Source organism: Tengunoibacter tsumagoiensis (assembly GCF_003967535.1).
In the GTDB taxonomy this organism is placed as follows: domain Bacteria; phylum Chloroflexota; class Ktedonobacteria; order Ktedonobacterales; family Ktedonobacteraceae; genus Tengunoibacter; species Tengunoibacter tsumagoiensis.
On record NZ_BIFR01000001.1, the window covers coordinates 3,750,168 to 3,764,256 of the forward strand.

Annotated in this window: 12 protein-coding genes; 6 read left to right on the forward strand and 6 right to left on the reverse strand. The window is 47.0% G+C overall.

Annotated features, from left to right (window positions below; translation table 11 throughout):
- The first annotated feature begins 65 nt into the window (after positions 1 to 65).
- The 3 genes from EL628_RS14705 to nth all read left to right on the forward strand — a co-directional run bounded on the left by EL628_RS14705 (position 66) and on the right by nth (position 2,138).
- The gene (locus tag EL628_RS14705; protein ID WP_126580681.1) at positions 66 to 914 is read left to right on the forward strand and encodes a ParA family protein; all 849 of its coding nucleotides are present in this window, start codon (positions 66 to 68) and stop codon (positions 912 to 914) included.
- A gap of 126 nt (positions 915 to 1,040) precedes the next feature.
- Entirely contained in the window at positions 1,041 to 1,415 is a 375-nt protein-coding gene (locus EL628_RS14710; RefSeq protein WP_126580682.1) for a Rho termination factor N-terminal domain-containing protein, read from the forward strand.
- Positions 1,416 to 1,442: 27 nt separating this feature from the next.
- A complete protein-coding gene (gene nth, locus EL628_RS14715) occupies positions 1,443 to 2,138 on the forward strand; it encodes an endonuclease III (RefSeq protein WP_126580683.1) in 696 nt (231 codons plus the stop codon).
- A gap of 34 nt (positions 2,139 to 2,172) precedes the next feature.
- Here nth and EL628_RS14720 read toward each other — a convergent pair whose 3' ends face one another.
- The 3 genes from EL628_RS14720 to EL628_RS14730 all read right to left on the reverse strand — a co-directional run bounded on the left by EL628_RS14720 (position 2,173) and on the right by EL628_RS14730 (position 7,730).
- Positions 2,173 to 4,035: a MutS family DNA mismatch repair protein gene (locus EL628_RS14720; protein ID WP_161975515.1), complete on the reverse strand. Its 1,863-nt coding sequence runs from the start codon at positions 4,033 to 4,035 to the stop codon at positions 2,173 to 2,175.
- Positions 4,036 to 4,215: 180 nt separating this feature from the next.
- Positions 4,216 to 6,969 (reverse strand): ABC transporter permease, encoded by a 2,754-nt coding sequence (locus tag EL628_RS14725; RefSeq protein ID WP_126580685.1) that lies wholly within the window; start codon positions 6,967 to 6,969, stop codon positions 4,216 to 4,218.
- Positions 6,966 to 7,730 carry an ABC transporter ATP-binding protein gene (locus EL628_RS14730; protein ID WP_126580686.1) on the reverse strand — a complete coding sequence of 255 codons (765 nt, stop codon included), beginning with the start codon at positions 7,728 to 7,730 and terminating at the stop codon, positions 6,966 to 6,968. Before EL628_RS14730 ends, EL628_RS14725 begins: the two co-directional genes overlap by 4 nt.
- Before the next feature lie 461 nt (positions 7,731 to 8,191).
- Between EL628_RS14730 and EL628_RS14735 the strand changes: the two genes are divergently transcribed.
- Entirely contained in the window at positions 8,192 to 9,403 is a 1,212-nt protein-coding gene (locus EL628_RS14735; RefSeq protein ID WP_371859669.1) for a glycoside hydrolase family 3 protein, read from the forward strand.
- Here the strand turns inward: EL628_RS14735 and EL628_RS14740 are convergent.
- Together EL628_RS14740 and EL628_RS14745 are read right to left on the reverse strand one after the other, a co-directional pair.
- Positions 9,400 to 10,338 (reverse strand): RluA family pseudouridine synthase, encoded by a 939-nt coding sequence (locus EL628_RS14740; RefSeq protein ID WP_161975517.1) that lies wholly within the window; start codon positions 10,336 to 10,338, stop codon positions 9,400 to 9,402. The genes EL628_RS14735 and EL628_RS14740 overlap by 4 nt on opposite strands.
- A 193-nt stretch (positions 10,339 to 10,531) precedes the next feature.
- Positions 10,532 to 10,894 (reverse strand): hypothetical protein, encoded by a 363-nt coding sequence (locus tag EL628_RS14745; protein WP_126580689.1) that lies wholly within the window; start codon positions 10,892 to 10,894, stop codon positions 10,532 to 10,534.
- Between the two features lie 150 nt (positions 10,895 to 11,044).
- Here EL628_RS14745 and EL628_RS14750 point away from each other — a divergent pair, with 150 nt between their 5' ends.
- Together EL628_RS14750 and EL628_RS14755 are read left to right on the forward strand one after the other, a co-directional pair.
- Positions 11,045 to 12,004: a PAC2 family protein gene (locus EL628_RS14750; RefSeq protein WP_126580690.1), complete on the forward strand. Its 960-nt coding sequence runs from the start codon at positions 11,045 to 11,047 to the stop codon at positions 12,002 to 12,004.
- Positions 12,001 to 13,422 (forward strand): acetate--CoA ligase family protein, encoded by a 1,422-nt coding sequence (locus EL628_RS14755; RefSeq protein ID WP_126580691.1) that lies wholly within the window; start codon positions 12,001 to 12,003, stop codon positions 13,420 to 13,422. The genes EL628_RS14750 and EL628_RS14755 overlap by 4 nt, the downstream gene beginning before the upstream one ends.
- A 90-nt stretch (positions 13,423 to 13,512) precedes the next feature.
- Here the strand turns inward: EL628_RS14755 and EL628_RS14760 are convergent, their stop codons facing one another.
- Positions 13,513 to 13,785, reverse strand: a complete 273-nt coding sequence (locus EL628_RS14760; RefSeq protein ID WP_126580692.1) for a hypothetical protein — start codon at positions 13,783 to 13,785, stop codon at positions 13,513 to 13,515.
- Positions 13,786 to 14,089 lie beyond the last annotated feature (304 nt).

Sequence of the window (14,089 nt, forward strand, 5' to 3'; positions counted from 1 at the left end):
GCTTCTGCAATAATTGCATTCAATAAGGTTGAGATCATTCTCGTAGACTGAGAGGTATAGATTCGATGGCTCAAATAGTGACAATCATCAATTTCAAAGGTGGCGTAGGGAAAACGGTGACATCTATTGAGTTGGCAACCTCATTGGCTCGTCATTTTGGACGTAAAACGCTCTTAATCGATCTTGATCCTCAAGCCAGCGCAAGCTTTTACGTGATGGAGCAAGATCACTGGAAAATGTGGAAAAACCTGCGTGGTACATCCGCTAACCTTTTTGAAAAACGTGATCGCTCCTTTCCTATCCATAATGCAATTGTTCCGGATGTTTTACAAGGAAAAGCTCCTGTCATTGGCTTTGATATCCTTCCCTCCGATCCAAATCTTATCGATGTAGATCTCAGTCTGGCAGATTTCTTCGGTTATACGATCCTCCAGCATTATTTAGATGAGCTACAGAACGATTATGACTATATTATTTGCGATTGTCCCCCAAATTTTAATCCTGTTACAAAAAATAGCCTCTGGGCAAGCGATGCCTATTTAATCCCAACAGTCCCTGACTTTCTGTCTACCTACGGTATTGGCCTGCTCCAACGTGCCGTCAAAAAGCTTTTTCCAGCAGCCAATCAGCAGCAACGCTTCAATGGTCCAACTCTGGTTGGTATCGTTCTCACCCGTATCAAACAGACGAATCTTAGCAGTACCTATAGCGATAAAGTCATCAAGGATTATCCTAATCAGGTCTTTACACGCACCATTAGCGATAGCGTAAAAGTAGCTGAAGCCGCCGATAATCGGCTTCCTATCAGCGCGATTTCTAAGCCCAGAGAGAAAGAGGCTGAACTTCAAGAACAATTTAAAGAACTCGCAGGCGAATTTATACAACGTATGCAAAATCTTCATCTCTATCAGTAAGATATATATGTTTGACAATAAGTATCATCCCTTCTCTCCAGGTTTCCCTGATCAAATTTGTTGATCACGATGGGCAGAAAGGGCTACGATTTTTTGCTCGCTAGCACGCACTAATAGGAGATTATAATGAAAAATCGCTTGACCAGCACAGACTTAGAGAAGATGAAAACGCATGAATTGGCAGAACTACTTACAGATGTGGTACTTCTCCTTAAACGTTTACCAGATGTACCTTTTCAAAATCTCGTGATGCATCAGTTAGAGTCTACAAGTGCTCCGAGGCTGACATCTGAAGCGTCTTCTCCTTTAGAGCTCCCTCTGGCTGTTACCTCTCTGACAGACAGTGAGCTAAAAAAGAAGACTGTCCCAGAATTAAAAAAGATTGCCAAAGAGTTACATATACGTTATGCTGCCGATAGCAAGAAGGCTGATCTGATTGAAAAAATCGTGCGTCACTCTGGGCACACACATAGTGAACAGTATCTCATTCAGGATCTCTAATATTCCGTTGATGTGGAGTGGTTTTTTATGGACCTGACAAGTGCACCAATCTATCAAGGACCTGAACCTGGTTCTCAGGAACAGGTTCTAGCAATTATTACTGAACTGCGCCGGCTCTTCCCTGACGCAACTTGCTCACTTCATTTCTCTAATCCGCTTGAGCTTATGGTGGCAACTCAACTCTCAGCACAATGCACCGATGAGCGCGTCAATCGTGTAACTGCTCGTCTCTTTCAAAAGTATCAGAGTGTCGAAGATTATGCAACGGCGAGCCAGGAAGAATTTGAGCAAGATATTCGCTCAACTGGTTTCTATCACAATAAAGCAAAAAATATTCGCGCAGCCTGCCAACGCATTATCAGTACCTACGGTGGCGAGGTCCCTCACACAATGGAAGAGCTGTTGACACTTCCAGGAGTCGCTCGCAAGACTGCCAATGTAGTACTTGGCTATGCTTATGGTGTTAGCGTTGGTTTTGTCGTTGATACTCATGTTGGTCGTCTCTCACGTCGATTTGGTTGGACCCTGAATGATGATCCTGTTAAGGTTGAGAAAGATCTTATGCAAATTATTCCTCATAAAGATTGGCTTGATCTTTCTCACCTGCTCATCTTTCATGGACGCGCCACCTGCGAATCGCGCAAACCTCGCTGCGAGCAATGTACATTGATTAACCTCTGCCCATCTGCCTTTATCGCCAAATCAAAGAGTGCTCTTGTATAAGTAAGCAATGGCAGAAGACTTCTCTTCCAGGTGGCTAACGGTGGGAAAGTTGATCCCAGGTGATGGGAAGTCCTTCCATCTGCATGATTTTTAATGCATTCCTCGTCGGACAGGGTCCGATCCGTAAGATATAATCAAAAACCATCTGACCATTGATGACCTCTTCACGAAAATGATAGTTCCGAATCGCAGAGAAACTATCTGCTAACTTCACCAGTTCGAGATCATGGGTTGAGACAGAGCCAATACACTTTTTCTGGAGAAGAACACGTAGGTAAGCTTCACTTCCAATCAAGCGCTCGTAATTATTTGTCCCTTTGAAGATCTCATCGATCATAAAAAAGACAGGATAACGTGTTCCTTGCTCCAAAGCATCCAGAATTGCTCGCAATCGCCGTACTTCAGCATAGAAATATGAGTAACCATCTGCAAGTGAATCTGAGACTTTAATACAGCCATAAAGCTCAAACAGTGATGTTCGAAAAGAGTCAGCGTTGACAACACTTCCTGCAAATGCCAGACAGAGATTGATCCCCATTGTACGTAAAAAGGTGCTTTTTCCTGCCATATTTGACCCGGTAATCAAGACAAGCTCACCCAATGTATCCAATTGAATATCATTTTTGACCTTGTCCTTTTTAGCTAGCAATGGATGGCCCAGCGCCCTGACCTGAAAAGTTTCAACCGATGTATCAGATGGCAAAATCTCAGGTACCACATAATCTGGATTGAGGTATGCAAAGTTAGCAAGTGAGCAGTAAGCCTCTAAGTCGTACCATGCATCCAGCCAGCGAGGGAGATACTCTGTTAATAGAGCTTTATATTGTTGTAGTTGATATGTTGTATAAAAACCAATTGGGAGGAGCGTGTTCAAGATGAACCATCCCTCCTGGCTTTGCGCCCCGCTGGCCCGCTTTGTTATTCGCTCCAACTTTTTCAATAGCTGCGAGGGACGGCGATCATCATGGAGATAAAAGGGCTCACAGAGTTGCTTAAGGAGAGAACCTTGACGATAAGGGTAGGATTCTAGATACTCAAAGATGGGACGGAGTTTAATAAAAGAAACATTGACTTGAGATGCATTCTGAGCCAGATCTCCTTGTTCATGTCGCTTAAATAGATACCAGAGAGCCGTAAGTGCCAGTCCGCTAAGAGGCAGCAATGGTGAGAGATGCCCAAAGACATAGAGGCAGAGCAGAATAACCAATGTCACAAATAATAAAGATGCGATGAGCAAGGTGGAGAAAGGCATATTCGATACCTCACGATCGGCCTCTAACCAGGCCATCAACCCTTCACCATCCAGGCCTTCGCTCGAAAAACGTGTCGCAAATAAAGAGTTCATCATTAACTTATTGCGAAAACGTGTCAATGGTGCAAGTTCCTGTACCAGGGCTTGCCGCTGTCTAATCGTAGTCAGATCTGGCACACGCTCTAAGAGCCAATCAGCCAATAGCTCTGTCCCCTCAAATGAGATACCTGTGTTCAGAAGACGATGCAAAGAACGCTCCCCAGTGATATCTAAATCGATCTCAAAAGGATGATTGGGATCCTTCTCCAGCTCAGGAACTACTGGCATGGCAGCCCAATCGAGTTGCAGTCGCGCCAGTTGTGCTTTGATCATCTTCTCCCATGCCTGATGTTTGAGGAAGCTACGCTCGACTCGCTTCTGCATCCGATGTAAGATGATGAATCCTACAACCACTCCAATTAACAATAGAAGGCCTAAAAAAAGGTTGAGACTTATAGAGAAGAGAGCCACCAGGACTCCACCACAAAAAAGAAGAATCTGTTGCACTTTATACGTATTATTTTGCATTGATAGCTTTATAAGACGACGTTGCACTCGAGCTAACTGACGCTCATAGGCGGAAAGGCGTTCTTGCGCTGTACTCATCGGATAATTCTTCCTTTTATTGATCAATTTCACTGCTATTATAGCGCATCCATATCTCAACACAGGGGCGACACACACGAGAAAAACAGAATAGAAAAATGTCTGGAAAAATACTGACAGCGTATCTCTCCAGACATTCCATGCTCTAAAAGCATTCATCTGCACTTGAAGATTTATCGCTTATTCATAGCGTAGCACTTCTAGCGGACGGACACGAACCGAGCCCCAGGCAACCAGTGTGGCGGTGATGACTGCCAACAGAGCGATCCCCACAATCAGGCCAATCGAGATGTACCAGCTGACACCAAAGCCAGACTTAAAGACAAAACGATCCAGAATACTCGTTACCAGGGTGACCAGCAACATCGCTAAGAGCGCCCCCGTGGCACCAACAATTGCATTCTCCAGGACAACTTCACCTAAGACGTTACGGCTGGTATAGCCCACTGACTTGAGAATGCCCAGTTCCCGCCGCCGCTCTAGCATTGCCAGTGCAACCGCATTTGCAATAATAATTACACCGGCTAACAAGGATAACGAGGCGATTGCAGTCAAGATCTGAATGATATTGGCAATATACCCATTAATAAAGTCGCCAATATTTGCATAATTAGTGACTGACGCGTTGGGGGCTATCTTCCCAATCTCGTTCAGGCCTTTCCCAACTTTATCTGCATCAATCTTCATGTAGAAGACCGACAATTCGTGGTTAGGCGTTGCAAAAGCGCTGGTAACATCACTGGGAGACAGAATTGCTCCATAATCACTTGAAAGGCTCGTCGTATAGAAACCAACAACGGTAACCGTACGAGTAATTTTTCCGTCCTGACTTGCCAGTGCAATCTGGCTTCCAAGATGAATATGTCCCTTTAAGGGAGGAAGGTGGGATAAGTACTCACTGACAATCACGTTGTTCGTTCCAACATCGCTAGCATCAAGGTTACGGCCATCACCTTTCTGGAAGGAGAAGGTCTGAGTACTTGGAGTCTGGTCATTGGCTAAATCGTACCCCTCAAAGCTACTTAAGTAGTAATAATCCACGCTTGGAGGCAGGCTATAAGCCGCATTTTTATCTGGTGGAGCCGCCAGCAGGGTCTGTACTGGCTGATCATCAATGGTCAATGGCAGCACAGGAGCATACGGATGCACCTCTGAATGGCTCAGACCAGGAACAGTCGAGAGGTTCGCTTTAAGCTTAACTCCCTCGCTCCCTTGTGCCAGAGCCAGCACATTAAAATTGATGGTTGTAGCAATTGTCTTATCTAACAGGCCACGAATATCTTCACCCAGCACCAGCACCAGACCAATCGTAAAGACGCCTACAAACAGTGCCAATAGGGTCGTCGTCGTGCGTGCAGGCTGACGACCAATATTGCGCAAGGCCATCCTGGTGCTGGCTTTTGTTGAGCGCGGCAACAGCACTATCACGATCCCCATCAATGACACAAGCAGCAGCAGAATACCAAAGGTTGGTAGAGCCAGCGTTAGCAAGAGCGAGATAATGATTCCACCCAGGATCAATAACAGATACCAGATGTTAAAACGTTCTCGCACTGGCAGAATGCCAATTAACCAGACAACGAAGGCAAAGAAAGCGCTTAAAATGATGAGGAAAACGAAGGTTCCATAGACGGCACTGATCCCAAGTACAACATCATTCAGGATAAAGACAGCCATGAGACAGAAGAGAACGGAGAGAATAAACAGGAGACCAATGGTCAAAAAGATGCTTGCGACACGATTGCCACCAGCGATCTCACGAATGACATTCAGCGGACGAATATTCGCAGCCTGGACAATTGGTAATAGGCCAAAGATGAGCGCTGTAATCAGGCCAATCAGGACGCCCCCACCTATGATCAGTGGGTCCAGCACAAACGGAACATCGACTGAGAAGAGTCGCTCCATAAAATTGAGGACAATTGCGCTAACGCCAGTAGCCAGTGCGGCTCCAATAATGCCCCCTATCAGGCCAAGGAAACCAGCCTCCAGGCCAAAGAGAAAGTAAAGATCAAAACGACGATAACCGACCGTCTTGAGCATCGCAATCTCTGTCTTACGCCGTGAGAGCAAGACCTGCATCGTGTTAACGATACCCACGCCACCGATCAGCAACGCTAATAAGCCAGCGATATCCAGGAACTTTTTGATGAGAGCAACCTGATCTTGTGCAGATTTTAAAGCATCATCACTGGTCTGGACCGTCTCCAGAGGAAATTGCTTTTTAATTGCCTTGCTGGCTGCATCTGTTTGAGCCTGATCTGTTGTCGCAATATACACACTCTGGTAAGTGATCAGATTATCAGGCTGAGCGGCCTGTAATCCATTCTTTGCAACAAACAATAACCCTTTATTCTGAGCCAATAAGCCTTTATTGGCAACCAGACCAACAATCTGCACATGTAAAACAAAACCACCTTGCTTTGCTGAGGTCACATGCACATCGAAGCTATCACCGACTTTTTTATCATATTGATCAGCGAAGCTCTGATCCACCACGACTTGTGTCTCTTTGACCAGACTGGCAAAGCTACCATCCGATGGTGTTACAAATGGCGGAGGAGAGACAACTGGAAAGGTCTCAGGATCAATCGTCTCGAGCGAAAAATGTTGACCTGCTGATGCAGATGCGCCAACTGAGCCAGAATAATTACTCGTTGCTGTATAGCTCGAAATCTTCCCCTCAGTTTTGAGGTGATCAAAGAAACTTAAATCACTATCCTTCAATGGAACAGAAAAAGAGGAAACTGCAATATCACCACCATTGGCCTCGCGTACATTACTAGTAAACGTGCGATTGATCATTTCGCCTACTAACTGTAACGAGACGATTGCCATCACCCCAACGGCAATACAAAAGATGGCTAAGACAGTTCGTTGGCCTCCTCGAAGCAGAGAACGACTGGCGTAACTCAAGTACAAGGACGACTTCATTGTGTAATCCTCCCACCTGTAGTATCAATAGAACCAATCAAGCCATCCACAATACGAATGGCACGATCAGCATGGGAGGCAACCGTCTGATCATGTGTGGCAATAATAAAAGTCTTGCCTGTCTGAGCCCGCAGGTCGGCAATCAGCTTTAAGACATTTTCACCATTACGCGCATCGAGATTTCCGGTTGGCTCATCGGCAATGACTACAGCAGGATCTGTGGCCAGCGAGCGAGCAATAGCAACACGCTGCTGTTCACCTCCCGACAGCTGGCTTGGGCGATGGCCGAGGCGATGAGTCAGACCAACCAGCGCAAGTAGCTCTTTGGCACGAGTGGAAGGAGAGACACGATGCTTACCAACGTAGAGGGGCACCTCGACATTCTCCTGGGCAGTTAAGGTGGGGATGAGATTATAAGCCTGAAAAACCATACCTATTTTATTATTACGAACCTGAGCAAGCTTACTTTCTGTCATCCGCGTAATATCAACATCATCGATGAAGACCTGACCTGTAGATGGATTATCCAGACCTGCAATAATACCAAGCAAGGTGCTTTTGCCAGATCCAGAGGGGCCAACTATCGATACAAATTCTCCGCTTAAAATCTGAAAACTAATCCCTTTTAAAATGGCGATCTGTTCACGTCCAAGTGGAAGACTCTTGGTAATATTGCGCACATCCATGACTACTTTGCGCTCGGCCTGGGCAATCGGTTGAGCTAGCTGCTCCTCAGAATTGGGCTGCGTTGTTTCATGCATGATTGTGTTTTTTCCTTTAGCATTATAGCTGAATAACAAACAAATTTTCCTTGATACTCTCTTCAACGTATCAAAATGCAGTTGATCCAACGGAATTATCTATTTTTTTCTTCTTTGAAGGATTTTTAGTGCTTCCTCTTCATCGAATATAGCAGTAAGCTATATATAAAATAACATATTGCTAAGATTATTGTCAAGGTTTATTGGCAAGCATTGCCGAACTTTCTATCTCATGCCTTTCATTAACGTAGTGATGCTATAGGCCTCTGTGCTGCCTAAAACACAGGTGTAAGGAGATGAGTATGAAGCGGCTAATCCGATTCACTACGGAAAGCGCGATCTTTTTGGGAGGTTGGGCGTTATGTAAATGAAGATATTCTGGTGGCGTCAATTATTAGCTGTGCTAATACGGAGCAAAAAAAATGCAAAAATACAAATATTCTTACACAATACATCAAAAAATGCCTATTTTGCGTTTTTTATTTGCCTTTACTCTGATTATTCTACTTGCAAGTTGTAGCAATTCATTTCAGCATATGCAATCTTCACAATCCGATGCAACCCATTCCCAGACGATTGAAGCTAATACAAATGGCATTCTGAATGAACAGGCCCTCCGCGTCAGAACAGATCATATACGACAGCTCATACAAGGTATGACCCTTGAACAAAAATTGGGGCAGCTCATTATGGTTGAGTATTTTGGCAATCAACATGGGTATACCTATCAAACGACCGAATTACCCATGATGATCTCTCAAGGTGCCGTTGGAGGCATTCTCTATCAAGCAGCCAATTATAACTTTACCGCTCCGAACAATACGGTCTCCGGCTTCAAAAACTTCATCACTCAGACGCAAAAAGACGCCAAAATCCCTCTCCTTCAAGCAGTTGATCAAGAAGGAGGGTTGGTGACCAAGCTCTCAACTTTCTTTGGTCCAGCTCCTTCGGCATTGGAGATGGCCCAGAGCCAGAATATCGCTTCTGTACAGGCTCAGGGTAAACAGAGCTCTGGATGGTTAAAACAGCTTGGCTTAAATGTAAATCTTGCCCCTGTAGCCGATGTGGGCCCGCCCTCTAACCTTCTTCAAACACGTATGTTTGGATCTGACCCACAGACTGTAACGACCTACGCTGGTGCCTTTTTAACTGGTTTACAGCAGAATGGTACAATTGGGTGCGTCAAACATTTTTCGGGCCTTGGCTCGCTCCCTCAAGGTCAGGACCCTCATGCTGTACTGCCAGTTGTCAATCGAAGCCTGGCTGATGTACAAAGAATCGATCTTGCTCCGTATAAACAATTGATTGCCACTAATCATCCAGCGATGATTATGACAACCAATGTCATTACGAAAGCAATCGATCCAATCCTGCCCGCAGAATTTTCGCCCAAAGCGATCAATATACTGCGCAAAGATTTTGGCTACAATGGAGTAATCATTACCGATGGGCTCTACATGGTGAAGAATTACTGGAGCTTAAGTCAGGCTGCCGTGATGGCGATTAGCGCTGGCAACGATATCATTGAGGGACCCTATACCACCAGTCAGGTCACGACAGTGATTGCGGCCCTCAAAGCTGCTATCACGCAGGGCACAATCAGTCAGGCCAATATCGATCAGTCGCTTCAGCGCATTCTGCTCATGAAAACTCAATATGGCATACTCTCTTAAGAGTTGAAAAAGTTTAGCCAGGCACGATATAACGTCGGGCTGGTCTGCTCTAACCAGAGCAAGAGGTCTGTGGCCAGTGGTGCTCGATAGGTTGTAAGCTCATTACCGGGGTAACGGTGCAAGGTAATACTATAGGCGTGAAGAAATTGACGCTGCAACCCACCTTCTGCTTGTAAGCGCACCATAGGAGCGTAGGTCTGATCGCCAACAATAGCATATCCAGTTGCCGCCAGATGCGCACGAATCTGATGAGTGCGACCAGTGATAGGGTGTACCTCAAGAAGGGCATAGCCATTGTCCACGGCGATTCCCCTGATAATTGTCTGTGCTTCTTGCCCATCTGGACCAACTATACAGCGCCGGCGATCGTCTGGATCACGCTGTAATGGACCATCCAGGAGATATTCTACGCCCAATTCTGGAAGTGCGTCAAAAGCATTGAGCGTTTCGATCACCTCGCCACTAGAGGAGCGCTTTATTATGTGCAAAGGGACACGTGGCAGAGCCCAGCTATCAGCTCCAGCCTGTATAACCGCCAGATAGCTTTTACGAATCGTATGCTCTTGAAATTGCTTCACCAGATGACGACGAGAGTTCTCAGTACGCGCCAGCGCCACAATGCCCGAAGTATCTTTATCCAATCGATGCACCAGGCAAGGTCTGGGAAGCAGCCCATCTTCCTGCCAATAGCGTGCGGTACGCTTGGCACGTAGCATCTCACGAATCTCGGCGGGTGCTCCTTCCCATTCAGGGTCATCTGGCCTGACAGGCGGTTGCCAGTCATCCGGAACCTGCTGTTGGAGATACTCCAGAAGGGCATCCCAAAGCGTCCCAGCGGCATGTTTATAGGTGGGATGAATCACGATACCAGCAGGTTTATTCACGAGAAGGAGATAATGATCCTGAAAAAGAAGTGAGATATCTGCAATTTCCATATCGCGAGTATATGGTTTTCCACACAAACCGTCAAGTAGTACCCGGGCCGACAGAGATCGTGCGCATATATTCGGGAAGCGGAGCACTAAAAGTGATACAATAGAAAGATATGCAGACACCATCTGGCAGAATCGCAATGCAAAAGCTCTGAACAAAGACGTTGCCACACGAGCTACCGTTTGAATCAAGCGACTACACTGTGAGCGAAAAAAAACACGCAGCCACTATGATGCTATCGGGTGTTGATTGAGGATGATAGAATAAGACCATGTATTTGCCTGGCACAGGTGAACTACCACTGAGTTGAAGACGCAGCGGCTTCTTCAGGAGCCATGGCATCTTCCATCCAGTCACTTCGCCCGGCGAATGTGCGTTCACCAGGCTCAGCCCCAGGAATGGGAGCTCCGTTCGATTGGTCATGACACCTGCGGTTGACGCATCAGACCGCTGCTCTGTCACCTGGGTTTCAGGAGGACTGGGGAAAGGTCCAGTGATCCAGGCCCACCAGGCCTTTTGAACATTGTCGAGATGAGGCTGGACTCTCTCCGTGGTCACAGCGGAGCGATACACACCACCTGCGCAAGCAGCGTTTTTTGAGTCAATGGGTCTGTTGTGCTCCTTTCAGACAAGAGCAGGCCTGGCGATTCATTCACGAAGATGAAGACTTCGTGGTTTTCTCGCCTCATTTTATAAAGAGGTAGTAGCATGTCACTAATACACTATTATAATCAGCCAGAGTTGCGTGATCCCGTGGTCCTTGTAGCTTTTGGAGGATGGAATGATGCGGCTGAGGCGGCAACCTCAGCTGTAAAGTTTCTCGTTGACCGATGGTCCTCGGAGAAAATAGCTGAAATCGAGGCTGAAGAATTCTTCGTCTTCACTGAGGCAAGACCAACTATTCGTTATGAGGATGGGATTCAACATCCTATCAACTGGCCACTCAATCAATTTTTTGCCCAGCGCCTCCCCGAAGGGACCCGTGACGTGATCCTCTTCAATGGTATCGAACCACATCTGAAGTGGAAATCTTTTAGCTCAACCTTCCTGGATGTCTGTAAGCATTTCAATGTCTCAGAAGTTCTTTTTCTGGGAGCATTACTCGCTGAGATCCCCCATTCAGCCGATGTTCCTATTATAGGAACTTCCACCAATGAGGAGATGCAAGAACGATTGCTTGAAATGGCGATTCGCAATTCTGACTATGAAGGGGCTACAGGTATTCTTGGTGTCCTACAAGATGCTTGCCGTCGGGAGCAGATTCCCGCAGCATCTCTCTGGGCATCAGCATCCCACTATCTGGCAGCAACCCCTAATGTCAAGGTAACGGCGGCATTACTTACCTATATCAACCAATTTCTTTCCTTTGGATTAGATCTGAAAGAGGTTCATTCAGAGGCTGTACGCTTTGAGGAAAGGGTGACTGCATTAGTGGCACAGGACCCTGAGGCCAGTGCGTATGTGCGCCGACTTGAAGAACAGATTGCAAATGGAATTGAGGCAGAGGATGAAGAAGGAAATGCAATTCTGCATAATCCCGATCGTCCTGTAGGGACCGGCCCCTTACCAAGCGCCGACAGCGTCATTCGCCATGTGGAAGAGCTTCTCCGCGAAGAACGCCAAAATGGTAACTCTGCTTACTTTGATGATGATGAGGAGACCGAATGATCCCTTATACACTAGAAGAAGTTCTCCAGCCGCGCTCAGTAGCAATACTGGGCGCGTCGCGTGCTCCCCAAAAGTGGGGACACGTAGCAGCTCGCCAACTGATCAATGGTGGCTTTGCTGGCGATATTTATTTAATCAATCCTTCAGTCTCGGAAATTCTGGGACGCCCAACCTATCCCAGCCTTCGCGATGTGCCAGGCCCGGTCGATCTTGCGGTTATTGCAACAGCCTTTCCCCATGTTTCCCAGGGAATTGAGGACTGTATCGCTCATGGCGTCAAAGGAATTGTCGTCATTACCGCAGGCTTTAGCGAGACGGGGGAAGCTGGCCGCGAACTTGAACAACAACTGGTTGCACGCTGTCGCGAACACGGTATCCGCATCATTGGCAGTAATTGCATGGGGCTCTATGTGGAGCGGTCTCGCCTGAATGCACTGGGGATGGTCTTCCCTTTACCCAAAGGTCCTATTGGCCTGGTCTCACAGAGTGGCAATCTCGGCATGTACTGGTACGCGCAAGCACATCTGGATGGTCCTGGCTTTACAACCTTTTTAAGCATTGGCAATGCCGTTGATGTAACCTTTCCAGAATGTGTCACGTATCTCGGGCAGGACCCCGCTACATCGGTCATCGCTGGCTATGTAGAGGCCATTCAGGTCGATACTCTTCGTCAGGTAACACGCCAGATGTACGAACAGGGACAATACAAACCTGTAGTCATCCTCTTAAGCGGCGCAACCTCCGTTGGGGTCCGCGCTGCGCTGGCCCATACAGGCACTGAAGGCATCGTACGACCAGCCGAAGATACGAGCCTGGAACAGAGCGGGATCGTTCGTGTGATGCGCTCAGATGAGCTCTATCCAGTCGCTCAGGCACTCGCTTTACAGCCTCCAACGCCCTCTGGAGGCCGTCGGATCGCTATTGTGGGTGATGGCGGTGGCAGTTCAGTCGCCAGTGGAGATGCGGTCACACTTGCCGGGCTCGAGGTACCTATCTTAAGTGAAGAGACGCAGCAGATTCTACGCACCCAGATGCCTCCACGTGCCACCGCGACCAATCCTATTGATGTCGCAGGTGCAACTGATGAGGACCCTCTCGCTTTCTCTCTCATCACAGAAACCTGTCTAAAAGATCCCAATATCGATGGCGTCATTGTCACCGGGCTCTTTGGCGGCTACCGCATGCTCCTCTCTGAAGACTTTGGGAAACGAGAGGAAGAAGCAGCGCGCGAACTAGGTCGGCTGGTCAGGGAATATAAGAAACCCGTCCTGGTACAGACCGTCTATGCACGCCATGACATTCCTGCACTCCATATTTTACAGGAAGAGAAAATTCCCTACTATGAATCCGTAGAGATCACCTGTCGTGCAATGAAAGCGCTGGCAGAAGTAGGTGCCTTCCTGGCTCAGCAATTATAAAACGCTTTGAAGAATGGACTCTCTCCATCCGGGAGGGAGCCCATTCTTCAAAACCAGACGATCGAAACTCATCATCAACCTGAACCTGTACTAGCGTGTCAGGCTAAAAATCAGTAACACGATAAAACACCCACCCATAAGACAGGCTCCCAAAATACCAGCAGCCATCCGGCGGACCGGTCGACCCATATCATCGCTGGTAGAGACCCAATCCATATAGTATGTTTCGGCGGCATGTGCAGCATCATTACCATGGCGACGCAAATATTCCATCGCTCCACGCGAGTAGAGATAGACATTGAAAAGCACTCCGCCTACAATGAATAGGCTTACACCGGCTACCCATAGTAGAAAGGCAAGCATCTTCTCTTCATCCTTTATCTAATCACAAACCCGGCACCGAAACAGGTGGCATGCATTCCACAAAGAAAAAACAACAAAAGATTCCTTCACGTCAACCATTTGTGAAATGCACACATACAGCAAGGCGCTCGACGTATTCTACTCAATACTACGTCGAGCGCCTTATTTTGAGACAGCTTGTTTCCTTTATTAGAGCGGAAATGGGGATGATTACTGCTCTTATGCAAGAACAACGTTCTAGCTCACATTGAAGAAAGCAGCCAGCATTCTTTCCACTCCGTTCTGACAGAAGGAGGAGATGTCC